At 74.0% G+C, this 25,765-nt stretch carries 25 protein-coding genes and 1 rRNA gene; 4 read left to right on the top strand and 22 right to left on the bottom strand.

Annotated features, from left to right (window positions below):
* Position 1: 1 nt before the first annotated feature.
* From ABD774_RS03490 to ABD774_RS03455, 8 genes are read right to left on the bottom strand one after another with little or no spacing between them, the layout of a single operon-like run.
* Positions 2 to 352, bottom strand: coding sequence for a metal-sulfur cluster assembly factor (locus ABD774_RS03490; RefSeq protein ID WP_248258870.1), 351 nt, complete (start codon positions 350 to 352; stop codon positions 2 to 4).
* Complete coding sequence (gene sufU, locus ABD774_RS03485) at positions 349 to 834, bottom strand: Fe-S cluster assembly sulfur transfer protein SufU (protein ID WP_345037719.1); 486 nt, start codon at positions 832 to 834, stop codon at positions 349 to 351. The genes ABD774_RS03490 and sufU overlap by 4 nt, the downstream gene beginning before the upstream one ends.
* On the bottom strand, positions 827 to 2,170 hold the full coding sequence (locus tag ABD774_RS03480; protein ID WP_345037717.1) for a SufS family cysteine desulfurase: 1,344 nt from the start codon (positions 2,168 to 2,170) through the stop codon (positions 827 to 829). The genes sufU and ABD774_RS03480 overlap by 8 nt, the downstream gene beginning before the upstream one ends.
* A gap of 11 nt (positions 2,171 to 2,181) precedes the next feature.
* Entirely contained in the window at positions 2,182 to 2,940 is a 759-nt protein-coding gene (gene sufC / locus ABD774_RS03475) for a Fe-S cluster assembly ATPase SufC (RefSeq protein WP_345037715.1), read from the bottom strand.
* 45 nt (positions 2,941 to 2,985) lie between these two features.
* Positions 2,986 to 3,333, bottom strand: coding sequence for a non-heme iron oxygenase ferredoxin subunit (locus ABD774_RS03470; RefSeq protein ID WP_345037712.1), 348 nt, complete (start codon positions 3,331 to 3,333; stop codon positions 2,986 to 2,988).
* The gene (gene sufD, locus ABD774_RS03465; RefSeq protein ID WP_345037710.1) at positions 3,333 to 4,562 is read right to left on the bottom strand and encodes a Fe-S cluster assembly protein SufD; all 1,230 of its coding nucleotides are present in this window, start codon (positions 4,560 to 4,562) and stop codon (positions 3,333 to 3,335) included. The genes ABD774_RS03470 and sufD overlap by 1 nt, the downstream gene beginning before the upstream one ends.
* Positions 4,562 to 5,968 (bottom strand): Fe-S cluster assembly protein SufB, encoded by a 1,407-nt coding sequence (gene sufB / locus ABD774_RS03460; RefSeq protein ID WP_425554466.1) that lies wholly within the window; start codon positions 5,966 to 5,968, stop codon positions 4,562 to 4,564. Before sufB ends, sufD begins: the two co-directional genes overlap by 1 nt.
* A 44-nt stretch (positions 5,969 to 6,012) precedes the next feature.
* Positions 6,013 to 6,804 carry a helix-turn-helix transcriptional regulator gene (locus ABD774_RS03455; protein ID WP_345037706.1) on the bottom strand — a complete coding sequence of 264 codons (792 nt, stop codon included), beginning with the start codon at positions 6,802 to 6,804 and terminating at the stop codon, positions 6,013 to 6,015.
* A 211-nt stretch (positions 6,805 to 7,015) separates the two neighbouring features.
* Between ABD774_RS03455 and ABD774_RS03450 the strand changes: the two genes are divergently transcribed.
* The 3 genes from ABD774_RS03450 to ABD774_RS03440 all read left to right on the top strand — a co-directional run bounded on the left by ABD774_RS03450 (position 7,016) and on the right by ABD774_RS03440 (position 10,018).
* A complete protein-coding gene (locus ABD774_RS03450) occupies positions 7,016 to 8,071 on the top strand; it encodes an ABC transporter ATP-binding protein (protein ID WP_345037704.1) in 1,056 nt (351 codons plus the stop codon).
* A complete protein-coding gene (locus ABD774_RS03445) occupies positions 8,068 to 8,880 on the top strand; it encodes an ABC transporter permease (protein WP_345037702.1) in 813 nt (270 codons plus the stop codon). The genes ABD774_RS03450 and ABD774_RS03445 overlap by 4 nt, the downstream gene beginning before the upstream one ends.
* A 67-nt stretch (positions 8,881 to 8,947) precedes the next feature.
* The gene (locus ABD774_RS03440) at positions 8,948 to 10,018 is read left to right on the top strand and encodes a COX15/CtaA family protein (protein WP_345037700.1); all 1,071 of its coding nucleotides are present in this window, start codon (positions 8,948 to 8,950) and stop codon (positions 10,016 to 10,018) included.
* A gap of 134 nt (positions 10,019 to 10,152) precedes the next feature.
* Here the strand turns inward: ABD774_RS03440 and ABD774_RS03435 are convergent, their stop codons facing one another.
* The 13 genes from ABD774_RS03435 to ABD774_RS03375 form a co-directional block, all read right to left on the bottom strand.
* Positions 10,153 to 10,803 carry an NUDIX domain-containing protein gene (locus ABD774_RS03435; protein ID WP_345037698.1) on the bottom strand — a complete coding sequence of 217 codons (651 nt, stop codon included), beginning with the start codon at positions 10,801 to 10,803 and terminating at the stop codon, positions 10,153 to 10,155.
* Positions 10,800 to 12,587: a CTP synthase gene (gene pyrG / locus ABD774_RS03430; RefSeq protein WP_345037696.1), complete on the bottom strand. Its 1,788-nt coding sequence runs from the start codon at positions 12,585 to 12,587 to the stop codon at positions 10,800 to 10,802. The genes ABD774_RS03435 and pyrG overlap by 4 nt, the downstream gene beginning before the upstream one ends.
* Before the next feature lie 87 nt (positions 12,588 to 12,674).
* On the bottom strand, positions 12,675 to 13,838 hold the full coding sequence (locus ABD774_RS03425) for a glycosyltransferase family 4 protein (protein ID WP_345037694.1): 1,164 nt from the start codon (positions 13,836 to 13,838) through the stop codon (positions 12,675 to 12,677).
* Positions 13,839 to 13,929: 91 nt separating this feature from the next.
* Positions 13,930 to 15,537 (bottom strand): murein biosynthesis integral membrane protein MurJ, encoded by a 1,608-nt coding sequence (gene murJ, locus ABD774_RS03420; RefSeq protein WP_345037692.1) that lies wholly within the window; start codon positions 15,535 to 15,537, stop codon positions 13,930 to 13,932.
* 4 nt (positions 15,538 to 15,541) lie between these two features.
* The gene (locus ABD774_RS03415; protein ID WP_345037690.1) at positions 15,542 to 16,405 is read right to left on the bottom strand and encodes a hypothetical protein; all 864 of its coding nucleotides are present in this window, start codon (positions 16,403 to 16,405) and stop codon (positions 15,542 to 15,544) included.
* Positions 16,402 to 17,436 (bottom strand): copper transporter, encoded by a 1,035-nt coding sequence (locus ABD774_RS03410; protein WP_345037688.1) that lies wholly within the window; start codon positions 17,434 to 17,436, stop codon positions 16,402 to 16,404. The genes ABD774_RS03415 and ABD774_RS03410 overlap by 4 nt, the downstream gene beginning before the upstream one ends.
* A gap of 22 nt (positions 17,437 to 17,458) precedes the next feature.
* Entirely contained in the window at positions 17,459 to 18,664 is a 1,206-nt protein-coding gene (gene steA / locus ABD774_RS03405) for a putative cytokinetic ring protein SteA (RefSeq protein ID WP_345037686.1), read from the bottom strand.
* 4 nt (positions 18,665 to 18,668) lie between these two features.
* The gene (gene recN / locus ABD774_RS03400) at positions 18,669 to 20,390 is read right to left on the bottom strand and encodes a DNA repair protein RecN (RefSeq protein WP_345037684.1); all 1,722 of its coding nucleotides are present in this window, start codon (positions 20,388 to 20,390) and stop codon (positions 18,669 to 18,671) included.
* Positions 20,387 to 21,226, bottom strand: a complete 840-nt coding sequence (locus ABD774_RS03395; RefSeq protein ID WP_345037682.1) for an NAD kinase — start codon at positions 21,224 to 21,226, stop codon at positions 20,387 to 20,389. The genes recN and ABD774_RS03395 overlap by 4 nt, the downstream gene beginning before the upstream one ends.
* Complete coding sequence (locus ABD774_RS03390; protein ID WP_345037679.1) at positions 21,223 to 22,071, bottom strand: TlyA family RNA methyltransferase; 849 nt, start codon at positions 22,069 to 22,071, stop codon at positions 21,223 to 21,225. The genes ABD774_RS03395 and ABD774_RS03390 overlap by 4 nt, the downstream gene beginning before the upstream one ends.
* On the bottom strand, positions 22,071 to 22,214 hold the full coding sequence (locus tag ABD774_RS03385) for a hypothetical protein (RefSeq protein WP_345037677.1): 144 nt from the start codon (positions 22,212 to 22,214) through the stop codon (positions 22,071 to 22,073). Before ABD774_RS03385 ends, ABD774_RS03390 begins: the two co-directional genes overlap by 1 nt.
* Before the next feature lie 40 nt (positions 22,215 to 22,254).
* Positions 22,255 to 23,322: an HAD-IIA family hydrolase gene (locus ABD774_RS03380; RefSeq protein ID WP_486327265.1), complete on the bottom strand. Its 1,068-nt coding sequence runs from the start codon at positions 23,320 to 23,322 to the stop codon at positions 22,255 to 22,257.
* A gap of 5 nt (positions 23,323 to 23,327) precedes the next feature.
* On the bottom strand, positions 23,328 to 24,266 hold the full coding sequence (locus ABD774_RS03375; protein WP_345037672.1) for a hypothetical protein: 939 nt from the start codon (positions 24,264 to 24,266) through the stop codon (positions 23,328 to 23,330).
* Between the two features lie 63 nt (positions 24,267 to 24,329).
* Here ABD774_RS03375 and ABD774_RS03370 point away from each other — a divergent pair, with 63 nt between their 5' ends.
* Positions 24,330 to 25,481 (top strand): hypothetical protein, encoded by a 1,152-nt coding sequence (locus ABD774_RS03370; protein WP_345037670.1) that lies wholly within the window; start codon positions 24,330 to 24,332, stop codon positions 25,479 to 25,481.
* A 164-nt stretch (positions 25,482 to 25,645) separates the two neighbouring features.
* On the opposite strand, the gene rrf is transcribed toward ABD774_RS03370, so the two are convergent.
* A 5S ribosomal RNA gene (rrf, locus tag ABD774_RS03365) occupies positions 25,646 to 25,762 on the bottom strand.
* Positions 25,763 to 25,765: the final 3 nt, after the last annotated feature.

Raw genomic sequence — 25,765 nt, 5'->3', positions numbered from 1 at the left:
GTCAGACGTTGAAGCCGATGGCGCGAAGCTGCTCGCGGCCGATGGGCGTGATCTTCTCCGGGCCCCACGGCGGCATCCAGACCCAGTTGATGCGCTGTCCGGCGACGAGGCCCTCGAGCGCCTGGGCGGCCTGGTCCTCGATGACGTCGGTCAGCGGGCAGGCGGCCGAGGTCAGCGTCATGTCGATGACGGCCTGGTTGTTCTGGTCCACCGTGATGCCGTAGACCAGACCGAGGTCGACGACGTTGATCCCGAGCTCGGGGTCGATGACGTCGCGCATGGCCTCCTCGACGTCGGCCGCCGTGGTCGGCGAGGGGTTGGTCGCGGTGGCCGGGTTGGTGGTCTCGCTCATGAATCCTCCTTCTGGGACGGCTCTGCCGTCAGGGCGTGGGCGAGGGCGTCGCGCAGGGCCATCCAGCCGAGCAGGGCGCACTTGATGCGGGCAGGGTAGCGGGCGACGCCGACGAACGCGGCGGCGTCCTCCAGTGACTCCTGCTTGGGGGCGTCGAGGTCGTGGCCCCGGTTGTGCATGAGCTCGCGGAACGTCTCGTTGAGCCGGTCCACGGCCTGGATGTCCTGGCCGGTGACCAGGTCGTTGAGCACCGACAGCGACGCCTGGGAGATCGAGCACCCCTGGCCCACCCAGCCGATCGCGGCGATCCGGGGCGGGCCGTCGGCGTGGTCGAGGCGGACGCGGAGCCGCACCTCGTCCCCGCACGTGGGGTTGACCTGGAAGGACTCCCCGTCGAAGGGGTCGATCTCCCCCGCGCCGTGCCGCTCGCGCGAGTGGTCCAGGATGACCTGCTGGTACAGCTGCTCCATCGCGTCAGCCATGGTCCACCCCGAAGAAGTGGCGCACGCGGCCGAGCTGGTCGACGAACGCCTCGATCTCCTCCGCCGTCGTGTACACGCCCGCCGAGGCGCGTGCGGAGGCGTTGACGCCGAGGTGACGGTGGACGGGCTGCGCGCAGTGGTGGCCGACGCGCACGGCGATGCCGGCGTCGTCCAGCACCTGGCCGACGTCGTGCGGGTGCACCCCGTCGACCTCGAAGGCGACGACGGCGAGGCGGTCCGCCGGGTCGGTGGGCCCGAGCACGCGCACCCCGGGCACCGAGGCGACGCCGTCGAGCAGCAGCCGGGTCAGCTCGGCCTCGTGGGCGGCCAGGGCGTCCATCCCCAGCTCGGCGAGGTAGCCGACGGCGGCGTGCAGCCCGACGGTCTGGGCGACCATCTGCGTGCCGGCCTCGAACCGGGCCGGCGGGTCGGCGTAGGTGGTCGCCGTCATGGTGACCACCTGCACCATGGAGCCGCCCGTGAGGAACGGTGGCATCTCGGCGAGCAGCTCGCGCCGCCCGTAGAGGACGCCGACGCCGGTGGGGCCGAGCATCTTGTGGCCGGAGAACACCGCGAAGTCGACGTCGAGCGCCTTGAGGTCCACCGGCAGGTGCGGCACGGACTGGCAGGCGTCCAGCACGACCAGCGCACCGGCGCGGCGCGCCAGCGCGACGACGTCCGCCACGGGGCTGACCGCGCCGGTGACGTTGGACGCGTGGGTCAGGGACACGACCTTCGTCCGCTCCGTGATGACGCCGAAGCTCTCCGGGTCCAGGCGCCCGTCCTCCGTCAGCGAGATCCAGCGCAACGTGGCGCCGGTGCGCGCCCACAGCTCCTGCCACGGCACCAGGTTGGCGTGGTGCTCGGCCTCGGTGACGACGATCTCGTCGCCGGGGCCGACGCCGAACAGCCCCCGCGCCCGGTCCCCGCCGCGCCCGAGCGAGGCGTTGGACATCGCGTACGCGACGAGGTTGATGCCCTCGGTCGCGTTCTTGGTCCAGACGATCTCGTCGATGCTCACGCCCACGAAGGCGGCGACGGCGGCACGGGCAGCCTCGTAGGCCTCGGTCGCCTCCTCCGCCAGCTGGTGGGCGCCGCGGTGCACGGCGGCGTTGCGCCGCTCGTAGAAGTCCTGCTCGGCGTCGAGGACGCACTGCGGCTTCTGGGAGGTGGCGGCGGAGTCGAGGTAGACCAGCGGCCGGCCGTCGCGCACGGTCCGCCCCAGCAGGGGAAAGTCCGCGCGCACGGCCGCCAGCTCCTCCGCGCTCAGCGAGCGGGAGGGGCTGACGGCCGGCACGGCAAGCTGGCCGGCCACCGGGCTTCCGGCAGCGTTCATGCGGGTGCCTCTCAGACCGTGGTGGTCAGGTACTTGTCGTAGCCCTCGTTCTCGAGCTGGTCCGCGAGCTCGGGGCCACCCTGCTCGGCGACCTTGCCCTCGACGAAGACGTGGACGAAGTCGGGCTTGATGTAGTTGAGGATGCGCGTGTAGTGGGTGATGAGCATGACGCCGAGGCCGGTGGACTCGTGCACGCGGTTGACGCCCTCGGAGACGATGCGCAGGGCGTCGACGTCGAGGCCGGAGTCGGTCTCGTCGAGCACCGCGAACTTCGGCTGCAGGAGCTCCATCTGGAGGATCTCGTGCCGCTTCTTCTCGCCGCCGGAGAAGCCGTGGTTGACGTCGCGCTGGGCGAAGTCGGTGTCCATGCGCAGCTTGGTCATGGCGTCCTTGACGTCACCGACCCACTGGCGCAGGGCGGGGGCCTCGCCGGTGATGGCGGTCTTGGCCGTGCGCAGGAAGTTCGACACGGTCACGCCGGGGACCTCGACCGGGTACTGCATGGCGAGGAAGACGCCGGCGCGGGCGCGCTCGTCGACGCTCATCTCCAGGACGTTCTCGCCGTCGAGGAGCACCTCGCCGTCGGTGACGGTGTACTTGGGGTGCCCGGCGATGGAGTACGCCAGCGTCGACTTGCCGGAGCCGTTCGGGCCCATGATGGCGTGGATCTCGCCGGAGCGGATGGTCAGGTCGACGCCGCGCAGGATCTGCTTCGGGCCGTCGTTGGTCTCGACCGAGACGTGGAGGTTCTTGATCTCAAGGGTGGACATCTGTGGGTTTCTTCTCTTCCTGGGGTCTGGGGGCGGGGGCGGCGGTCAGCCGACGACGTCGGCGGTGGCGTCGACGTCGATCAGGACGCGCTCGCCGTCCACCGTCACGAGGTAGACGGGTACGGGCTGGGTGGCGGGCAGGCTGAGCGGTCGGCCGGTGCGCAGGTCGAAGGTCGACCCGTGCAGCCAGCACTCGATGGTCGAGCCCTCGACCTCGCCGTCGGAGAGGTTCACCTGCCCGTGCGAGCAGATGTCCGACAGGGCGTGGAACTCCCCCGCCTCGTCGCGCACCAGCGCGACGGGCAGCGGCGAGCCGTCCGGACCGTCCAGCTCGAGGCGCATGGCCTCCCCGGGCTCGAGGTCCGTGACGTCGGCGACGTGCTCGGCGGTCATCAGCGAGCGGCCTCCATGGTGCGGTCCAGCTCGGCCTCGATGGCCGCCATGAGCCGCTCCTGGACCAGCGGGACGCCGATCTGGTTGATGAGCTCGGCGAAGAAGCCGCGGACCACCAGGCGGCGGGCGTCGGCCTCCGGGATGCCGCGCGAGCGCAGGTAGAACAGCTGCTCGTCGTCGAACCGGCCGGTGGCCGAGGCGTGCCCGGCCCCCTCGATCTCGCCGGTCTCGATCTCCAGGTTCGGCACGGAGTCCGCCCGGGCGCCCTCGGTGAGCACGAGGTTGCGGTTGAGCTCGTAGGTGTCGGTGCCCTCGGCCTCCTTGCGGATCAGCACGTCGCCGACCCAGACCGAGTGCGCGCCCTCGCCCTGCAGCGCGCCCTTGTAGGTGGCGCGGGACTTGCACTTCTCGACCGCGTGGTCCACGAAGAGGCGGTGCTCCTGGTGCTGGCCGGCGTCGGTGAAGTACAGGCCGAGCAGCTCGACGTCCCCGCCAGGCGCGGTGAAGGCCGCGTCGGGGGTGATGCGCACGACGTCGCCGCCGAAGGTGACCACGATGTGCTTGAGGCGCGCGTCGCGGCCCACCTTGGCCCGGTGGGAGGACAGGTGCACGGCACCGTCCGCCCAGTCCTGGACCGAGACCACGGTGAGGCTGGCGCCGTCGCGCACGTCGATCTCGACGGTCTGCGAGAGCTGCGCGGCGCCCCGGTGGTCGAGGACCACGAGGGACTCGCTGAACTGCTCGGCGACGAGGAGGATGTGCTGCGCCGAAGGCTCCTCCGCGGCGGCCGCGTCCCCGTTGACCGAGATCATCGTGTGACGGACGTCGACGTGGTTCTTCGGCGCGGTGACGACGAGGGCCTCGCCGAACGACTCCCAGGCAGCGGCCGCCGCGCGGTCGCCGGGCGCCCCGACCTTGCCGAGCCGCTCGTCGTCGCGGCCCACCCGCTCGACGCGCACGTCGTCGTCGGCCTCGACGGTCACGACCGGGCCGGTCCCGTGGAGCTCGCCGGCGAAGATCTTCTGCAGGCGGTCGACCGGGGAGAAGCGCCAGTCCTCCTCGCGCCCGGTGGGCACGGGGAAGTCGGCCAGCACGAAGGACGTCGCACGGTCGGCGCGCGAGGCCTCGGGGGCGGTGCCTCCGCCGTGGCTGTCGCCGTGGGTGTGGGCGGCGTCCGCGGTGGCGCGGGAGTGGTCGGTGGACAGGTTCTGTGTGGTGGCGGCGGTCATCAGCCGACGGCCCCTTCCATCTGCAGCTCGATCAGGCGGTTGAGCTCGAGGGCGTACTCCATCGGCAGCTCACGGGCGATGGGCTCGACGAAGCCACGGACGATCATCGCCATGGCCTCCGTCTCCGCCATGCCCCGGGACATGAGGTAGAACAGCTGGTCCTCGCTCACCTTGGAGACGGTGGCCTCGTGGCCCATCTCGACGTCGTCGACGCGGACGTCGACGTACGGGTAGGTGTCGGAGCGGGAGATCTGGTCCACGAGCAGCGCGTCGCACAGCACGTTGGACTTGGAGTGCGTGGCGCCCTCGAGGACCTGCACGAGGCCGCGGTAGGAGGCGCGGCCGCCGCCGCGGGCGACGGACTTGGACACGATCGAGGAGGACGTGTTCGGCGCGAGGTGGACCATCTTCGAGCCGGTGTCCTGGTGCTGGCCCTCGCCGGCGAAGGCGATGGACAGCGTCTCCCCGCGGGCGTGCTCACCCATGAGGTAGACGGCCGGGTACTTCATGGTCACCTTGGAGCCGATGTTGCCGTCGATCCACTCCATCGTGCCGCCGGCCTCGACCGTGGCGCGCTTGGTGACGAGGTTGTACACGTTGTTCGACCAGTTCTGGATCGTCGTGTACCGGACGCGGGCGTCCTTCTTCACGATGATCTCCACGACCGCCGAGTGCAGCGAGTCGGACTGGTAGATCGGGGCGGTGCAGCCCTCGACGTAGTGCACGTAGGAGCCCTCGTCGGCGATGATCAGCGTCCGCTCGAACTGACCCATGTTCTCGGTGTTGATCCGGAAGTAGGCCTGCAGCGGGATCTCCACGTGGACGCCCTTGGGGACGTACACGAACGAGCCGCCGGACCACACGGCGGTGTTGAGCGAGGCGAACTTGTTGTCACCGGCCGGGATGACGGAGCCGAAGTACTCCTCGAAGATCTCCGGGTGCTCCTTCAGACCCGTGTCGGTGTCGAGGAAGATGACGCCCTGCGCCTCGAGGTCCTCGCGGATCTGGTGGTAGACCACCTCGGACTCGTACTGGGCGGCGACGCCCGCGACGAGGCGCTGCTTCTCGGCCTCCGGGATGCCCAGGCGGTCGTAGGTGTTCTTGATGTCCTCGGGCAGGTCCTCCCAGCTGGTGGCCTGCTTCTCCGTGGACCGCACGAAGTACTTGATGTTGTCGAAGTCGATGTCCGACAGGTCCGCGCCCCAGCTGGGCATGGGCTTCTTGTCGAAGAGGTTCAGGCCCTTGAGCCGACGCTTGAGCATCCACTCGGGCTCGTTCTTCAGGGCCGAGATGTTGCGCACCACGTCGGCGTCGACACCACGACGGGCGTTGGCGCCGGCGTCGTCGGCGTCGTGCCAGCCGTAGTTGTAGTTGCCGATCGAGGCGATCGTCTCGTCCTGGGTCATCGGCGCGTCGGGCGCCTTGACCTCCTGCTGGGTGGGACTTGTCATCAGTTTCCTTCCGTGACGCCGCCGGCCGGCGACGTGGTGGTCTGGGAAGAGTCGGACGGGGTGAGGGGGCCGGTGCCGGCGGCGTGCGAGCCGCTGCGCACGGGGATCCGGGCGGGGGCGACGGCGAGCGGGACGTGCGTGGTGCAGACGTGGCCGCCGGCCGCGAGGGTCGCGAGCCGCTGGACGTGGACGCCGAGCAGCCGGGAGAACGCCTGCGTCTCGGCCTCGCACAGCTGGGGGAAGCCCTCCGCCACGTCCTGGACGGGGCAGTGCCCCTGGCACAGCTGCAGCGCCAGGCCCTGGGCACCCACGGTCCGGGTGGTCGCCGCGTAGCCGTCGGCGGTGAGCGCGCCGGCGAGGGCGTGGACGCGGTCCGGGAGGGACCTGCCCGCCTGCTCGACCAGCGGGCGGTACCGGCGCTCGAGCTCGGTCACGCGGGCCTCGGCGAAGGCGTCGAGGGCGTCCGGGCCGGCCACCTGCACGAGGAAGTCCAGGGCGTGCGTGGCCAGGTCCGAGTAGGCGTCGCTGAGCACGGCGCGGCCGGCGTCGGTGGCCACGTAGTGCCGCGCGGGGCGTCCCCGACGGCGCACGCCGGGCCCGCTCGGCTCGTGCACGACGATCTGGCCGGCGTCCTCGAGGTGGCCGATGTGGCGGCGGACGGCGGCCGGGGTGAGCTCGAGGACGTGCGCCAGGGTCGCGGCGGACACCGGGCCCTGCTCGACGACGAGCTCGAGGACCCGCTCGCGCGTGGAGGCCTCGGTCTCCGGGACGTGGCGCTCGGCCGTGCTCATGGCGTGGTCCTCCCCTCGTTCCCCTGGTCGTGCTGCGCGGCCCGCCGACCGGCGGTCCACCGGGGCGTACACACCCCTGACACTTTAGGTAACAGTCTCCTTCCTTAAATCGTTCCCCGCAAGGAAGGTCAACCTCACCCGCGCTGTGAGGCTCCGCACCCGGCCGTCCGGCGCGGCGTCCGACCGCCGGGCGCCGCCTACGCTTGGCCGCGTGCCACTCCCGCTCGACGCTCCCACGGGCGCACGCCCGGACGCCCCGACCGCCCCCGCGCTGCGCGTGACCGGGCTGCGCAAGACCTACGGCTCCCGCGAGGTGGTGCGGGGCCTGACCTTCACCGCGGGACGCGGCGAGCTCACGGCCGTCCTGGGGCCCAACGGGGCGGGGAAGACGACGACCGTGGAGTGCTGCGAGGGACTGCGCCGTCCCGACGGCGGCTCCATCGAGGTCCTCGGGCTCGACCGCGCGTCCCGCGCCTCCGACGCGGCGCTGCGCGCGCGGGTCGGCGTCATGCTGCAGGACGGCGGCCTGCCGCTGGCGCCGCGGGCCCGGGCCGTGCTGGCGCACGTCGCCCGCCTCCACGACCACCCGCTCGACCCCGACCGGCTCCTCACGCGGCTCGGCCTGACCGACGTCGCCGCGACGCCCGTCCGGCGGCTCTCCGGCGGACAGCGCCAGCGCCTGGCCCTCGCCGTCGCGCTGGTGGGCCGCCCCGAGCTGGTCTTCCTCGACGAGCCCTCGGCGGGCCTGGACCCCCAGTCGCGCCTGGCGGTGTGGGACCTGCTGCGCGAGCTCCGCGACGGCGGCACCTCGCTCGTGCTGACGACGCACCTGATGACCGAGGCCGAGGAGCTCGCCGACCACGTCGTCATCATCGACGCCGGACAGGTGGTCGCCGCGGGCACCCCGGCCGAGCTCACCGGCCCGCCCGAGGTGCGGGTCGCTCCCCCGCCCGGCACCCCGCCGGGCGTCGTCGCCGACGTCCTGACGTCCGCCCTGTCCGGCGACGACCACCTGAGCGTGCGGTCCGGCGAGAGCTGGGTCGTGGTCTCAGCCGCCCGCATGGACGCGGCGGGCCCGGCCGGCCCGGGCGACGCCGGCGCTGCGGCACGTGGCGCCGTCGACGCCGGCACGCTGGCGCGCGTCGCCACCGCCCTCGCCGCCGCCGGGCTCGCGGACGCCGGTGTGGCCCCGCACCGGCGCACCCTGGAGGACACGTTCCTGGACCTGACCGGCCGCGAGCTGCGCGGCGAGGAGGAGCAGCGATGACCACCCCCGCGACCACCAGCGGCCCCGGCGCCGCCGCACCCGGCGGCCCGGCCTCCGGCGCCTCCACCTCCGGCGGCGCCGCGCGCCGGGTGCTGGCCCAGACGCGGTTCGAGACCGCCGCGATCCTGCGCAACGGCGAGCAGCTGCTGCTCACGTTCGTGCTGCCGGTCATCGCCCTCGTGGTCCTCGTGCGCACCGACGTCGTCCCGCTGCCCGGCGGGGAGCGCACGACCCCCGCGCTCGCCGGGGTGCTGGCTCTCGCCGTCGCCTCCACCTTCACCTCGCAGGCCATCGCCGTCGCGTTCGACCGGCGCTGGGGCGTGCTGCGGATGCTCGCCACCACCCCGCTCGGCCGCGGCGGGCTGCTCGCCGGTCGGCTAGGAGCGGTGCTGTGCGTGGTGGTGGTCCAGACTGCGGTCCTGGCGGCCGTCGCCGCGCTGCTGGGCTGGCGGGCGCAGGGCCTGGGCGTCGGGTCGTTCCTCGGTGCGGCGGCCCTGATGCTGCTCGGCACGGCCGCGTTCGTGGGCCTCGCGATGATCGTCGGCGGGACCCTCCGGCCGGAGGCGGTGCTCGCCGTCGCCAACCTGCTGTGGGTGCTCATGGCCGCCGGGGGCGGCCTGCTCGTGCCGGTGGACTCGCTGCCCGGCCCCCTCGCCGCCGTGGTGCGGCTGCTCCCGTCGGGCGCCCTCGGCGAGGGGCTGCGCACCCTGGCGACGGCCGGCACGTTCGACGTCGGGGCCGCCGTCGTGCTGGCGCTGTGGGCGGCCGTGGCCGCCTGGGTGGCCATCCGCACCTTCCGCTGGGAGTGAGCGCCGGGTGGCGCGGACCACGCCGCCGCGCCCCGTACGCCCGCGGGTGCCCACGTACCCTGGTGCGGTGAGCACCGCGACCGATCCCACCCGCCGCACCGGGCGGCCCGCCGACCCGACCGCACCGGTCGACCGGTCCACGGTCGACCGGTCCAGGGTCGACCGCCTCACCTGGGTGCTGGCGGTCGCGAACCTGGTCGCGCAGATCGGCATCATCGTCACCGGCGGCGCCGTGCGCCTGACCGGGTCCGGGCTCGGCTGCTCGCAGTGGCCGATGTGCGAGCCCGGCTCCTTCACCCCCGTCTTCCACGAGGCGACGTCGATCCACCCGTACATCGAGTTCGGCAACCGCACCCTGACCGGCGTGCTGAGCGTCATCGCCGTCGCGCTGCTCTGGGCGGTCTACCGCCGGGAGCCGACGGCGTCGCGGCCGGCCTCGCTGCGCCGCCTCGCGTGGCTGCCGCTGGCGGGTATCGCCCTGCAGGCCGTCATCGGCGGCATCACCGTCTGGTACGACCTGCACCCGGCGATCGTCGGCTCGCACATGCTCATCTCGCTGGCCCTGGTGGCGATCTCGGCCTACCTGCTGGTGCGGCTGCGGTCGGCGGACTGCCCCGCGGCGGCGGTGACGCCGTCGTCCTGGCGGCCGCTCCCCTGGGTGCTCGCGGCGGCCGCCGCGGCCGTCGTGGTCCTCGGCACCGTGGTGACCGGGACCGGCCCGCACTCCGGCGACGAGGACGAGGCCTTCCGCTACGCCCTCGACCCGCTGCTGGTAACGCGCGCCCACTCCGCGTCGGTGTGGCTGTTCGTCGGGGTCATCGCCGTCGGCGCCGTGCTGCTGGTGCGCCGCCGCGACGACGTCGCCCTCGCGCCCGCCCGCCGGGCCTGGCGGGGACTGCTCGCCGTGACCGTCCTCGAGGCCGTGATCGGCTACACCCAGTACTTCAACGGCCTCCCCGAGCTGCTCGTGGGGCTGCACATGCTCGGCGCCGCCCTCGTGGTCGTGGCCGCCACGTTCGCGTGCAGCGCGCTGTACTCCAGGCGCGAGGTCGCCACCTCAGAGCTCGGCACCTCAGCACTCGGCCCCTCAGAGCTCGGCACCGGCGAGCCGCCCGCGACCGCTCCTTCCGTGGGCTGACTCCTCCGAGCTCACCGTCGGCACCACGTTGCCGATGTGGGCGCACGAGATTGCCGTTCTGGCCGCGAATCACGACCAGATCTGCAACTTCGTCCCGCTCCGGCGTCGGTGCGGGCACGTCGCCAAGCAGGCGCTCAGCGCATCCAGGGCGCGTCGGCGGGCCGGAGGGCGGCCCAGCCCTGGGCGCGAGCGCTGGCCGTGGCGAGGATCCCGACGACGGCGCTCGGGTTGTGCACCCGGCCCGAGTGGACCGCCGCGACGGCGTCGTCGAGGGACACCCACCGCGTGGGCATGTCCCGCTCCTCGTCCTCCCGAGCGTGCCGGTCGTCCTCGTGGACCTCGGTGAGGTCGCGGGCGAGGTACACGCGCAGCGACTCGTCCGAGCCGCCCGGGGAGGTGAAGTAGTCCACCAGGACGTCCCACCGCTCGGCGCGCAGGTCCGCCTCCTCGTGGAGCTCCCGCGCGGCGGCGACGACGTAGTCCTCGCCGTCGACGTCGAGCAGCCCGGCCGGGATCTCCCACAGCAGCGCGCGCACCGGGTGCCGGTACTGCTGGATGAGCAGGACCTCCTCGGCGCCGGGCTCGCCGCGCAGCGCGACGATCGCGACGGCGCCGGGGTGGTCGAGGTACTCGCGCACCACCGGGTCGCCGTCGTCCGGGTCGAGCCGGACCTCGTCGGCGACCAGGTCGAAGACCTTGCCCTCGTGCAGCCGGGTGCGCCCGACGACCTCCCGCCCCTCGTCCTTGACGTCCGCGAGGTGGTCCTCGCCGTCGGGACGGCTCACGCCTCGTCCCGCTCGGCGGCGACGGCGAGGGCGGCCTCGTGCTCCTGGCCGACCCGCTCGTGCTCCTGGCCGATCACCTCGGGCTCGTCGACCTCGAGCAGGCGGCCGGCGCGCTGGCGCTCCAGGGCCGCGCCGACCAGCCCGGCGAAGAGCGGGTGGGCGCGCGTCGGGCGGGACTTGAACTCCGGGTGGGCCTGGGTGGCGATGTAGTACGGGTGCAGCGAGCGGTCCAGCTCCACGAACTCCACGAGGGAGGAGTCGGGCGAACGGCCGGAGATCTTCAGGCCCACGCCGTCGAGGGCGTCGCGGTAGGTGTTGTTGACCTCGTAGCGGTGCCGGTGCCGCTCGGTGACCCGCTCGGAGCCGTAGACCTCCGCCGCCAGCGAGCCGGGCTCGAGGACGGCCTCGTAGCGGCCCAGGCGCATGGTGCCGCCCAGGTCGCCCTCGCCGCCGACGATGGCCAGCTGCTCCTCCATCGTCGCGACGACCGGGTCCGGGGTGCCCGGGTCGAACTCGGTCGAGCTGGCCTCGGGCAGGCCCAGCAGGTTGCGGGCCGCCTCGATGACCATGCACTGCAGGCCGAGGCAGATGCCGAGCGTGGGGATCTGGTTCTCGCGGGCGTGGCGCAGCGCCCCGAGCTTGCCCTCGATGCCGCGCACGCCGAACCCGCCGGGCACGAGGACGCCGTCGACGCCCTCGAGCGCCTTGCGGGCGCCCTCCGGGGTGTCGCACGTGTCGGAGGCGACCCAGCGCAGGTTCACCCGCGCCCGGTGGTGGAAGCCACCGGCGCGCAGGGCCTCGGTGACGGAGAGGTAGGCGTCGGGCAGGTCGATGTACTTGCCGACCAGGGCGATCTCGACCTCGTCCTTGGGGTGGCGCACCCGCTCGAGGAGCAGGTCCCACACGGACCAGTCGACGTCGCGGAAGCTCATGCCCAGGCGGCGCACCACGTAGGCGTCCAGGCCCTCGCGGTGCAGCACGGCGGGGATCTCGTAGATGCTCGGCGCGTCCGGGCAGGTGACGACGGCCTCGCGGTCGACGTCGCACATCGCCGCGATCTTCGTCTTGACGCCCTCGGGCAGGTCCCGGTCCGAGCGGCAGACGACGGCGTCGGGCTGGATGCCGATCGAGCGCAGCTCGGCCACGGAGTGCTGGGTCGGCTTGGTCTTCAGCTCGCCGGACGCGGCGAGGTAGGGCACCAGCGAGACGTGGAGGAAGAAGACGTTGTCGCGGCCGATGTCCTGACGCACCTGGCGGGCGGCCTCGAGGAACGGCAGGGACTCGATGTCGCCGACCGTGCCGCCGATCTCGGTGATGATGACGTCCGGGGGCTCCTCGCCGTCGGCCGGCTCGGCCTGGGCGCGCATGCGGGCCTTGATCTCGTCGGTGATGTGCGGGATCACCTGCACGGTGTCGCCGAGGTACTCCCCGCGCCGCTCCTTGGCGATGACGGTGGAGTACACCTGGCCGGTGGTGGCGTTGGCCTTGCCGGAGAGCTCGACGTCGAGGAAGCGCTCGTAGTGGCCGATGTCCAGGTCGGTCTCGGTGCCGTCGTCGGTGACGAACACCTCGCCGTGCTGGAACGGGTTCATCGTCCCGGGGTCGACGTTGATGTACGGGTCGAGCTTCTGCATCACCACCCGCAGCCCTCGGGCGCGGAGCAGGTGACCGAGGCTGGAGGCCGTCAGTCCCTTCCCCAGCGAGCTGGCGACCCCACCCGTCACGAAGATCTGGCGGGGGATGCTGGCCTGGTTCCCGGGGAGCCGGGTGGAATGGTTGACCACGGACTTCAACGCTAGCATCCGGCCCGGCGACACGCCCGCCTCCGCCGCGCGCCGCGGTGTGGACTCGCCCACTCGGGAGGGCGGCGGCTACGCCCGGTACACCTGCCGCAGCTGCGCGAGGACGTCGGCGGGGCCCGGCAGCTGCTCCGCCCGGGCAGTCGCCCGCTCCCTCAGCTCCTGCTGCCGCGCCGGGTCCGCGAGCACGGCGCGCACCGCGTCCGCCAGCGCCGCCGCGTCGCCGCCGGGGACGAGGACCGCGGCGTCCCCGGTCACCTCGCGAGTGCCGCCGACGTCCGTGGCCACGACCGCGGCCCCGCCGCGCAGCGCCTCCTGGACGGCGATCGGCTGCCCCTCCCAGGTGGCCGTGGACACGACGACGTCCGCGGCACCGAGCAGGTCGGGGACGTCGTCGCGCCGCCCGACGAGCAGGACGGGAAGGTCCTCGGCCCGGACGCGCTTCGCCAGCTCCGCGCGCAGCGGCCCGTCCCCCGCGACCACCCACCGCCAGCCCGGCGAGGCCGCGGCGTGACGGCCCGGCCGGCCGCTCTCCCCCGGGCCGTCCACCAGGGCGGCGGCGTCGAGCAGCAGGTCCAGGCCCTTCTGCGGGGCCAGGCGGGCGACCGTCAGGACGAGCTGCTCGCCGTCCGCCAGGCCGAGCGACGTGCGCACCTCCGACGGGTCGGCGCCGGTGGGGCGGCGCACGGGCGCGGGCACGAGCGCCCGGTCCACCGTGCGGGCGCCCCGCCGGCGCATGCGCACGACGATGTCGCCGCTGACCCCGAGCACGACGTCCGCGCCGCGGGCGACGATGCGTTCGAGCACCGCCGCGACCGCCTTCACGCGTGGCCCGCCGACCGGGAGGTTGTGCAGGGTGACCACCAGCCTCGGGCGGCGGCGGAGGGTGGCGAGGGCCATGACGGTCAGGGCGCCGGCGCGGAGCCCGTGGGCGTGGACGACGTCGGCGCCGGAGGCGAGGTCCCGCAGGCGGGCGACGGCGACCGCGTCCCGCGGGCGGGGACGGTCCGCGATGTCGACGACGGCGGTGCGCACCCGGTCCGCGCCGCGGAACGGCTCTCCGGCGAGCGGCTCGACGACGTCGGCCGGGCCGGCGAGCACCACGGTGTCCGGACTCTCGCCCGGGTCCGGGAGGGCGCCCAGCGGCCGCTCCCCCGCCGCGAGCAGGGCGCTGATCTCGCGGGCGTGCCGGCCCACCCCGCCGGCGCTCGACCCGGTCACCTGCAGCACCCGCATGCTCGTCCTCTTCTCCTCGCTCGGCCTCCCAGTATCGCCCAGCGCCCCGCGCGCACCGGGAGGTCGCGGCGTCGAGGCCCGGCGGATCGCCTCAGGAGGGCCGGGCCCAGCGCCCCACCCGCAGCGCGCCGCGGTCGAGGGCCACGATCGCGCCGGCGGGCACCGCCGCGGCGACGACGGCACCGGCCACGGCGGCGAGCACCGCACCGACCAGGCCCTCACCGGCCGCGCCGAGCACCGCGTCGACGACCAGACGGCCCGCCACGGCACCGGCCGCGGCCCCTCCGGCGCCCACGAGCAGTGTCCGGCCGAGCCCGGCGAGCACCCCGGGGCCGGCGGCCCGGCGCAGCGCCGCCAGCAGCAGGGCACCCGCCACCGTCATCCCCAGGCTCGACCCCGAGGCCAGCGCGACGAGGGTGGCGGGACCGTCGTCGCCGCCGGGGGCGAGCGCGCGCACCAGCGCCCAGGACGCGAGGGAGACGACGACCCACCCGGTGGCTGTCGCCACGACGGCGGCGCGGCCGCGGTCCAGCGCGTACAGCGCGCGGGAGACGTGGAAGATCAGGGCGTACCCGAGCAGGCCCGGCGCGAACCACGTGATCGCCGCCGTCATGCCGGCCATGTCGTCCCGCAGCGAGAACACCGCCGTCGCCGCCGGCGCCACGGCCACCAGCAGGGCGAGGCCCGTGAGCGAGGCGGCCACCACGAGCCGTGTGGACCCGCCGGCCAGCGTGGCGAAGCCCTCGCGGTCCCCCGTGCCCGCACGCTCGGAGAGGCGGGGGAAGACCGCGGTGGACAGGGGCACCGCCAGCACCGCGTAGGGCAGGAAGTAGACCGCCTGGGCGTACCCGTACACGTTGATCGTGCCCGTCTCGCCGTGGGTGTTCGCCAGGTAGAGCACCACGAGCACGCTGACCTGCTGGGCGAGGAGCGCGCCGAGCCCCGCCGCGGCCAGGTGGCGGGCGCGCCGCCCCACGCCGGGCGGGAACCGCAGCGCCGGCCGGAACCGCACGCCGGTGCGCAGGACGGGGACGAGCTGGCACAGGCTCATCGCCGCCACCCCGGCGGTGGTGCCCCAGGCGAGCCAGGCGACGGCGGAGCCGGGCAGGGCGGCGGGGTCGTCCTGGCGGCCGGCCGAGAGCGCCCCGAAGACGACGTAGGTGGTGATCACGACCACCGAGGACAGCAGGGGGGCGAACGCGGGCCAGAAGAACCGTTTCTGGGCCTGCAGCACCCCCGACAGGACGACCCCGATCCCGTACAGGGGGATCTGGATCGCGAAGATTCGCAGGAAGGTGACGGTGAGGTCCTCGGTCCCCGCTCCGGCGCCGTCCCCCAGGAGCAGGCCGGCGACCGGCCGGGCCAGGAGGGCGACGACCACGGCCAGCGGCACGAGTGCGGTCAGCGTCCAGCCGAGCAGCGCGGAGGCGGTGCGATCGACCTCCGCGCGCAGGTGCTTCACGAGCGGGACGGCCAGCAGCGGCACGACGGCGCCGGCCAGCGCCCCGCCGGCGGCGACCTCGAACAGCACGTTGGGGATGCGGTTCGCGGTCTCGTAGGCCTGCGCCGTGGCGGAGGAGCCGAGCGTCCAGGACTGCACCAGCCACCGGACGAAGCCGACCGCCCGGGAGAGCAGCGTCAGGACGGTGATCAGCCCGGCGGCGCCGAGGACACCGCCGGCCAGCCTGCGGGAGGTCATCGCGTCAGCGGGCCCGGCGGCCCAGCGCGTCGAGGCGGCGCAGCGGGGCGGTGCTCTCGATCACGCTGGAGAAGCTGACCCGCTCGCTGAGCAGCGTCAGCGCGACGGCGACGGCGAGCGCGCCACCGCGCACCGTGCGGGACGGGTGGGCGGCGAGGGCGACGCCGACCAGCCCGCCCAGCGCGTTCGCGCCGGTGTCGCCGAGCATGGTGGTCTCGTGCAGGTCGTCCGCCATCGCGGCGCCGGCGACGCCCAGGGCGCCGGCGGCCAGCGCGCCGCGGGGCGTGCCGGGCGCGGCCACCGCAAGCGGCGCCGACAGGAGCGCCGCGACCTTGAGGGTGCGGCCGGGGCGCAGGTCGAAGAGGTTGTGAAGGTTGGCGGTCGCGGCGACCAGGGCGGCGCCGCCGAGCGTCTCCGCGGCGCGGACGGCCGGGGTGCCGCGTCGGGGCGTGACCAGCACGGACGCGGCCAGCGCGCCCGCACCGATCCCCGCGATCTTCAGGGCGCCCGTGGTCACGCGGCCGCGGGCGAGCGCGCCGAGGTGGCCGCGCAGGCCCTTGGCCGGCTCCGCGGTGTCCTCCCGCAGGTCGTCGACCAGCCCCATCGCGGCCCCGGCGCCGGCCGCCACGGCACCGGCGACGGCGGCGCGAGCGGCGCCCGGCGCGGTCGCCGTCGTCGCGAGGGACGCGACCGTCGTGCCCGCCGCGACGGCGGCACCGCCGAGCAGGCTGACGGTGCGGCCGGCGTAGTTGGTCCGCTCCCACCGGCCCCGGCCACCGGGCGGGCGGGCCTCCAGGGCAGCGGTCGCCACGGTCGTGGCGGCCGCGCCCAGCGCGGCCGGGAGGGCGAGGTCGACGAGCCGGCTCATGCGTCCGTCGACTCCTCGGTGGGCTGCCCCGCCGGGGCGCTCGGGGCGGGCGACGGTTCCGCGGCGGGCAGCTCCACGCGCGGCGGGACGGGCTGCTCGGCGCCGTTCTGGTAGCCGTAGGCGTCGGTGCTGCCGGCGATGGAGACGGCCAGGGCGAGCGGGGTGGAGATGTTGGCGGTGACCTCGCCGATCGAGTCGACCGTGGTGACCGTCCCGGCGGCCGCGTCGTCGCCGCGCACCGCCGCGACGAGGTCGAGGTCGCTCGCGGCGGACCCCACCGTGACGGACCCGCGGCCGGAGCCGGCGAGCCCCTCGGCGAGGTCGACGTGGGCGGCGAGGACCTGGGCGGCGGCGTCGGCGGCCTCCGGGTCGGCGTCGGCGGCGGGCGGCTCGGCGGCGCGGGGGCCCACGAGCACGGTGGCGTCGGCGGGGTCGGTCAGGTCGCCCCGGACGGCCACGAGCGGGGCGTCCGCGGAGGTGAGGAGGTCCATCAGCGTGGTGGCGTCCTCGCTGAACGCCTCGCCGTCGGCGCCGGTGAGCGCGGTGCCGAGGGCGAGCCCCATCACCGTCTCGGTGGAGGCGTCGTCCGCCGGGGCCGGGTCCAGGTAGCCAGCGAGCTGTCCCGCGAAGGTCTGCCGGAAGGACTGGGTGTCCGGGTCGGTCCAGGCCTCCGTCACGGCGACCTGGCTCACCACCTGGGCGCCCGCCTGGGTGAGCCGCTCACGCACGGCCTCCACGTCGTCGTCCTGGGTGCCCGGGACGGTGACGACGGCGACCCGCTGGTCCCTCAGCGCGTCCGCGAGGAGGACGGGGGCCGACTCCTCGAGGTAGACGTTGCGCTCGTTGACGTCCGTCTGCGCGGTCTCGAGGTCGGCGCGGAGCCGCTCGCGGTCCTCTCGCAGGTCCTGGACCTGGCCGGTGAGGGTCTCGCCGATGGTGTCGCGCAACGGCCCGGCGCCCAGCACGATGCCCACGGCCAGCGCCAGGAACACCGCGATCAGGGAGACCAGGTGGTAGCGGAAGTCGATCATGAAAGCTCTTCTCTCCAGCTGCTCAGGTCGTCGGCGCCGACGGGGCCAGCCCCACCAGCGACCGGAAGAAGTTCACGAGGTCGTCGAGCCACGCGCCGGAGAGCCCGAAGATCGTCTGCCCCACGTTCGTCGCGGCGAGGGCGACGAACAGCGCGAGCAGGCCCGCCAGGGCCAGCAGCACCAGCTGCCAGGTGGAGATCCGGGTCCGGTACAGCTGCGAGACGCCCTTGGCGTCGATGAGCTTGCTGCCCACGCGAAGCCGGGTGAGGAAGGTCGAGGCCATGCCCGAGCGGCCCTTGTCGAGGAACTCGATGAGGGTGTTGTGGGTGCCCACCGCGACGATCAGCTCGGCGCCGGAGTCGTCGGCGATCAGCATCGCCACGTCCTCGCTGGTGCCGGTGGCGGGGAAGACGACGTGCTCGACGCCGAGGTCCTCGACCCGCTTCTGCCCGGGGGCACGGCCGTTGCGGTAGGCGTGGACCACGATCTCGGCGCCCGAGCGCAGGGTCTGGTCCGAGACGGAGTCCATGTCCCCGACGATGAGGTCCGGCTTGTAGCCGGCCTCGACGATCGCGTCCGCGCCGCCGTCGACGCCGAGCAGGAGCGGGCGGTACTCGCGGATGTAGGACCTCAGCATGGCGAGGTCCTCCTTGTAGTGGTAGCCGCGGACCACCACCAGGACGTGGCGGCCCTCGAGCTTCGTGCGCAGCTTGGGGGCGCCGATGCCGTCGAGGAGGACGTCCTTCTCGCGCTGGACGTAGTCCATGGTGTTCGCCGCGAACGCCTCGAGCTGGGCCGAGAGGCCCTCGCGGGCGGCGGCCATGTTCGCCTCGATCGTGGCGGCGTCCTGCACGGTGCCCTCGGCCACCAGGGCGTCGGAGACGCGCACCTCGGCTCCCTCGACGATCACCGGCTGGCCGTCGCGCAGCGACATCACGGCGGGCCCGAGGTCGTCGACGAGCGGGATGCCGGCCTCGAGGAGGATCTCCGGGCCGAGGTTCGGGTAGCGGCCCGACGTCGAGCGGGCGGCGTTGAGCACCGCGGCCGGCCGGCACGCGACGAGGGCCTCGGCAGAGACCCGGTCGATGTCCTCGTGGTCGATGACGGCGACGTCGCCCGGCTGGAGGCGCTTGGTCAGGTTCTTCGTGCGTGCGTCGACGCGAGCCGGCCCGGTCGCCCCGGAGCCGTTGACGACGGCATCACGACGACGCCGGAAGAGAGCACTCACCGCCTCATCGTTGCACGGTCGCCCGCTCCAGAAGCTCAGCGGCATGCCGGAGGGCGGTCTCCGACTCCTCCTGCCCGGAGAGCATCCGGGCGAGCTCTCGCAGGCGATCCTCGCCCTCGACGCTGGTCACGTCGGTGGCCGTGATGGCGCCGTCGGACCCCGGTGTGTGCTTGCTCACCACGAGGTGGCGGTCGGCGAAGGCGGCGACCTGGGCGAGGTGGGTGACGACCACCACCTGGGCGCCGTGGGCCAGCCGGGCGAGGCGCCGCCCGACCTCGACGGCGGCCTTGCCGCCCACGCCGGCGTCGACCTCGTCGAAGACGAACGTGCGCGACTCCGGCTCGGCGCCCGGGGCCGCGGCGAGGGCAACCTCGATCGCGAGCATCACCCGGGAGAGCTCGCCGCCGGAGGCGCCCTGGCCGAGGGGACGCGCCGGGGCCCCCGGGTGGGCGGCGAGCAGCAGCTCGACGGTCTCCGCACCGAACGGCCCGGGAGCGTCGAGCGGGGTGAGCCGGGCGGTGAGGTGGGCCCCGGCCATGGCCAGGCCCGCCAGCTCGGCGTCGACGGCGGAGGCGAGGCGCTCCCCCACCTCCCCGCGCGAGGCGGTCAGGGCGGCGGCGGCCTGGCCGAGCTCCTCCTCCGCGGCGGCCAGCCGCTCACGCAGCCGCTCGGCAGTGTCCTCGGGGCCGTCGAGGTAGGCCAGCCGCTCCCGGGCGGTCTCGGCCCAGGCGAGGGCGCCGTCGACGTCGGGGCCGTGGACGCGGGTGAGCTCGGTGAGCGCGGCGCGGCGCTCGTGGACCCACGCGAGCCGCTCGGGGTCGGCGTCGAGGCCGGAGAGGTAGGACGCGAGCTCGGTGCCGACGTCGGAGACCAGGTAGGACGCTTCCGCGAGGCGTTCCGCCCAACCGCCCAGGGTCGGGTCGTCGTGCGCTACCTGCTCGAGGCTGCGCCGGGCGTCCTCGAGGAGCGTGGTGGCGTCGACGCCGTCCGGGGCGCCCGCGTCGTCGCCGCCGAGGAGCACCTGGTGGGCCCGTCCGGCGGCGGCGCGCAGCCCCTCGACGTTGCCGAGGCGGCCGGCCTCCTCGCGCAGGGCGTGGTCCTCGCCGGGCTGCGGGTCGAGCTGGTCGATCTGCTCGAGGCCCGCGCGGAGGAGGGCGATCTCCTGCTCGCGCACGCCCGCGGCCTCCTCCCAGGCGGCCAGCTCCTCCCGGGCGGCGACGGCGCCGGCCCAGGCCCGCCGGTACGCGGCGAGCAGGGCGGCGTGCTCCTCGCCCCCGAAGGCGTCGAGCGCGGCCCGTTGCTGGGCGGGCGCGCGCAGCCGCAGCTGCTCGGACTGTCCGTGCACGGTGACCAGCTGCTCGCCGATCTCGGCGAGCACGGCGTTGGGGACGGTGCGCCCGCCGAGGTGCGCACGGGAGCGCCCGGCGGCGAGGACCGTGCGGGCGGCGATGAGCTCGCCGTCCTCCACCGCGGCGCCGGCCTCCTCCGCGCGGGCGGCGGCGGGCCCGTCCGGGGCGACGGCGAACGCGCCCTCGACGACGGCACGCTCGGCGCCGCGGCGCACCAGCACCGGGTCCGCCTTGCCGCCGAGGAGCAGCGCGAGGCTGGTGAGCACCATCGTCTTGCCCGCACCGGTCTCGCCGGTGATGACGGTGAAGGTGGGCGCGAGGTCCAGCTCGGCGCCGGCGATGACTCCGAGGTTCTCGATCCTGACCTGTTCGATCACGGCCGCGTGCGCACCCCCCGCCAGCCCTGCACCGGAAGGTTGAACTTCGCGACGAGCCGGCCGGAGAAGGGAACCTCCGTCAGCCGGGCGAGCCGCACGGGCTGGGCGCCGCGGCACACGGTGATGCGCGTGCCCGCCACGACGTCCATCCGGCGGCGTCCGTCGCACCAGACCACGGCGTTCTTGTCCTCGTAGGGCATGATCTCGACCTCGAGCACCGAGCGTGGCCCGACCACCATGGGACGGGCGAAGAGGGCGTGGGCGGCGATGGGCACCACCAGCAGCGCCTCGACGTCGGGCCAGACGACCGGGCCGCCGCCGGAGAAGGCGTAGGCGGTCGAGCCGGTGGGGGTGGCGAGCACGATGCCGTCGCAGCCGAAGCTGGACAGGCCGCGCCCGTCCACGCCGATGGTCGCCTCCACCATCCGGGCCCGCTCGCCCTTCTCCACGGCGGCCTCGTTGATGGCCCACCCGTGCTGCTGGCTGCCGTCGGGCGCGGTGGCGACGACGTCGATCGTCATGCGCTCCTCGACGTGGTAGTCCTTTGCGACCGCGCGGTCCATCACGTCCGGGAGAGCCTCGGGCTCGGCCTCGGCGAGGAAGCCGACGTGGCCGAGGTTGATGCCCAGCAGGGGCACGTCGTGCTCGCGGGCGACCTCGGCCGCCCGCAGGATCGTCCCGTCGCCGCCGAGCACCATGGCGAGCTCGGCGCCCTCGGCGCTGCCGTCGCGCACGACGTCGATGCCTCGGCTCTGCAGCCCCTCGCACACCCGGTCCGCCGCACGGACGGCCTCGGGCCTGCCCTCGTGCGTCACGACGAGGATGCGGCGGGTCATGTTGCCTCCTGCGATGTCTGCGGTTCGCCGGCCGGGCCGGTGCGCACGGCGCGCTCGGCCGCGGCGGTCAGCGCCTCGCCGCGCAGCGCCCGGGGGTGCGCGCGGCGCAGGGCGACGAAGTACTCCACGTTGCCCGAGGGCCCCGGCAGCGGGCTCGGCACCACGGCCCAGGTGTCGAGCCCGAGCTCCGCAGCCGCGGCGGCGACCTTGAGCACGGACTCGACGTGCTGGGCGGTGTCCCGCACGACGCCGCCGTGGCCGAGCCGTTCCTTGCCGACCTCGAACTGCGGCTTGACCATCAGCAGCAGGTCGGCGTCGGGCGCGGCGGCGCGCGCGAGCGCCGGCAGCACCAGCGTCAGCGAGATGAAGGACATGTCGCCCACCACCAGCTCCGGCGCCGGCGCGACCTGCTCGGGCGTGAGCGTGCGGACGTTCGTGCGGTCCAGGACGGTCACGCGGGGGTCCGACTGGAGCGACCAGGCCAGCTGGCCGTACCCGACGTCGACGGCGACCACGTGGGCGGCTCCCCGGCGCAGGAGCACGTCGGTGAACCCGCCCGTGGAGGCTCCGGCGTCGAGGCAGCGGCGGCCGGCAACGACCGGCGCGTCGGCGCCCAGGGCGTCGAGGGCGCCCGCGAGCTTGTGCGCGCCGCGGGAGACGTACTCGTCGCCGGCGGGAACGTCCACGCGGACCGCCTGGGCCGGGTTCACCTGGCGCGCCGGCTTGGTGACGACCTGGCCGTCGAGCAGCACCTGCCCCGCCGCGATGAGTTCTGCGGCGTGCTGGCGCGACCGGGCCAGCCCCCGGCGGACCAGCTCGGCGTCGATGCGGACCAGACGCGCCATCAGTTCTCGGCGCTCGTCAGCCGCGCGGACAGGTGGGCGTGGATGGCGTCGAACACGGCGACCTGCTCGGCCAGCGGGACGTCCTGGATGTCCTCCAGCCGGGCCAGCGGGTCAGTCTCCTGACCGGCGGGTGTCTCGCCCATCCGCTCCTCCTGCCTCGCTGTGGCCCTGGCTCAGGGAAGGTTATCGCGGCGCGACGACCTCGAGCACAGGCACCTGCTCGTCTGTGAGTACCGTGCCGCTGTCCACCGCAGACCAGGCGGCCGCCGTCAGGCACCGCCACCCGTCGAGCGAGACGGCGACCGGTGCGTCGTCGACGTCCAGGTCGACGGTCCGGTTCCCCACCCGCAGCTCGAAGGAGGGCTGCGGACCCACGACGCGTGCGGCCGCGGCGCCGCAGCGCCACCAGCCCTCCGCGGCCGGGGACGGCGCCGGGTGCGGCTCGCTGAGGCCGCGCAGGTCCACCGCGAGGTAGCTGGGCCGCTCCTCAGGCACCGCGAGGATGACGTCCCGGGCGTCGCTGACCCCGGTGAGGACGTGGAGGCCTGGGATGCCCGCCGCGCGCGCCCCGGCCAGGTCGGTGTTGAGCCGGTCGCCGACGGCGAGCGGTCGCGTCCCGCCCGCCTTGGCGGTGGCCTGCCGGAAGATCTCCGGCTGCGGCTTGCCTGCCGAGACGGGGACGACGCCCGTGGCGTTCGTGACGGCCGCGACGAGGGAGCCGTTGCCGACCGCCATTCCTCGTTCGGTCGGGAGCGTCGCGTCGAGGTTCGTGGCCACGAACCTCGCTCCGGCACTGATGGCGAATGCCGCCTCGGTCAGCTCGCGCCATCCCAGGTCCGGCGAGAACCCCTGGACGACGGCGACGGGCCCCTCCGCTGCGCTCCCGGCGAGCCGGAACCCCCGCTCGAGCAGAGCAGCCCGCAGGCCCGCGCCGCCGACGGGCAGCACGAGGGAGCCCTCCGGCAGCTCGGCGGCGAGGATGGCCGCGGCCGCCTGCGAGGAGGTCATGATCTCGTGCGCGAGCGTGGGGATGCCGAGGCTCGTGAGCTGGTCGGCGACCGTCTGCGGCTCCCGGGCAGCGTTGTTCGTCACGAACATCATCCGCTGGCCGAGCGCCCGAGCGCTCGCCACGCCCTCGTCCGCGTGGTCGACCGGCTCCGCACCGCGGTAGCACACGCCGTCCAGGTCCATCAGCGCCACGTCGTAGACGCTCGCCAGCGGCTGCACGCTCTCCAGCAGCCCCGCAGACACCGCCGTCACTCTCGCTCCTTGTCGCTCACGTCGAGGTCGAGCTCCGCCTGCTCGAACTCCTCCGAGTCCTCCTCGCTGGCCACGTCGGCCGATGCGGTGCTGGGGTCGCGAACGTCCACGACCTCGTCCGCCGAGCCTGCCTCGTCGATGGCGCTGTCAGTCTGCGCAACGGCCTCGGCCCCCTCAGCGCCATCTGCCTGCTCGGGAGACTCTGCATCGGCGTCCGGCTCGGCGACCTGCTCGGCGACCTGCTCGGTATCCGCGGAAGAGTCCTCTCCCTCAGGGCTGTACTCAGCTTCGACCGGGCGGCGCTCGCCCTGCGGGAAGTCGTCGGCGAGGTCCAGGACGACGATTTCCTCAGCAGGTTCGGGCTCAGGCCCGGCCGCATCCCGCAGGACGCGCGCTTCCTCAGATTTGCCAAGCTCCTCGAGTCGCTCTGCCTTGACGAGGTCGAGCCGTCGCCTCAGCTCAGGCCGGGTCACCTTGCCGACGAGCGCGGACTCGAGAACGAGCAGCCCCGCTTCTGTCTCGCCAAGGTCGGCACGCGCCCCGCTCGCCACGATCGCCAGCTCGACCCGGTCGTGCTCCGACAACGATGCAGGATCAGTCTCGGCGACGACCGTGAGGGCGCGTTCCGGCCGGCCGAGCCCACGCTCGCAGTCAGCCTCCATCGGACGGTGCGCGTCAATACCCGAGAGACGGCGAACCGTCCGCAGCTCACGAAGCGCCTCGGCGTAGTTGCCCGTCGCATAGGCGGTGACAGCCAGAGCCTCGCGAACGACGTCCACGCGACCCGCTCGACGCATCGCCGCCTGGGCGTGCTCGTACGCAGTAGCAGGGTCGCCGTCTATGAGGCGACCTGCCATCACAAGGTGGCGGGCGACCAGATCGGCGTTGTTCTTGCTGAGCGTTCGCAGACGCGCGCGGGCCGTGCGGTCGAGCATCTGCGGCTCGACGTCGTCCGGGATGTGTGGTTCCTGCACCCGCTCGAAGCGGTCGGGGCGTGCTTGGCGCTGGTCGTCGTCCCGTCGCGAGCCGGCGCCGTAGCCGCCGTCACGGCGAGGTCCGCCCTGATTCCCGCCCACACGGCGAGGTCCACGGTCAAACCCGCCCTGACGGCGCTCGCCCTCACGAGGACCGCCGCCCTGGTACCCACCCTGACGACGGGCACCGCCCTGGAAGCCACCTTCCCGGCGCTCGCCCTCACGACGGGCACCACGGTCAAACCCGCCCTGACGACGCTCACCCTCACCACGGGGACCGCCCTGGTACCCACCCTCACGACGGGCACCGCCCTGGAAGCCACCTTCCCGGCGCTCCCCCTCACGACGGGCACCACGGTCGAACCCGCCCTCACGACGGGGACCACGGTCAAACCCGCCCTCACGACGGGGACCACGGTCAAACCCGCCCTGACGACGCTCACCCTCACCACGGGGACCGCCCTGGTACCCACCCTCACGACGGGCACCACGGTCGAACCCGCCCTCACGACGGGGACCACGGTCAAACCCGCCCTGACGACGCTCACCCTCACCACGGGGACCGCCCTGGTACCCACCCTCACGACGGGCACCGCCCTGGAAGCCACCTTCCCGGCGCTCGCCCTCACGACGAGGACCGCCCTGGTAACCGCCCTCACGCCCAGGACTCCGGTCAAAGCCGCCTTCACGACGAGGGCCGTCACGGCGAGGCCCGCGGTCGAAGCCGCCCTCACGACGGTCACCCTCACGACGAGGACCGCCCTGGTAACCGCCTTCACGACGAGGACCGCCCTGGTAACCGCCCTCACGACGAGGACCGCCCTGGTAACCGCCCTCACGACGGGGACCACGATCGAACCCGCCCTCACGACGGGCACCGCCCTGGAAGCCACCTTCCCGGCGCTCACCTTCACGACGAGGCCCGCCCTGGAAGCCACCTTCCCGGCGCTCGCCCTCACGACGAGGCCCGCCCTGGAAGCCACCTTCCCGGCGCTCGCCCTCACGACGCGCACCACCCTGGTAACCCTCACCGCCACGCCGGTTGCCACGCGGACCGCCGCGCTTCTGCGAACGCTCGCGGAACGCAGCCGCAGCCGGCTGGTCGTTGCTAGCGCGGCCGGCTCCCCCCGGACGCGACGTACCAGAGCGACGCTGCTCCGAAGAGTCACGCCCTGAGCTAGGCCCGTTTCGACGAGGAGGCTTCGCGTCGTCCCTGTTGTTATCTGAAGTCGACATGAATTCCCTCGTCTGCGCTCGAAACTACAAATGAATTGACGCAGCAACCTGCGCACAACGCAAGAAGGCCGCAACTATGAAGTTGCGGCCTCCTTGGAATGGGTGTTCGGCGGTGTCCTACTCTCCCACACAGTCTCCCGTGCAGTACCATCGGCGCTGAGGGGCTTAGCTTCCGGGTTCGGAATGGGACCGGGCGTTTCCCCCTCGCTATGACCGCCGTAACT

It is taken from the genome of Georgenia daeguensis (genome assembly GCF_039537705.1).
Taxonomy (GTDB): Bacteria; Actinomycetota; Actinomycetes; order Actinomycetales; family Actinomycetaceae; genus Georgenia; species Georgenia daeguensis.
This window is presented reverse-complemented; position numbering and strand designations above follow the sequence as displayed.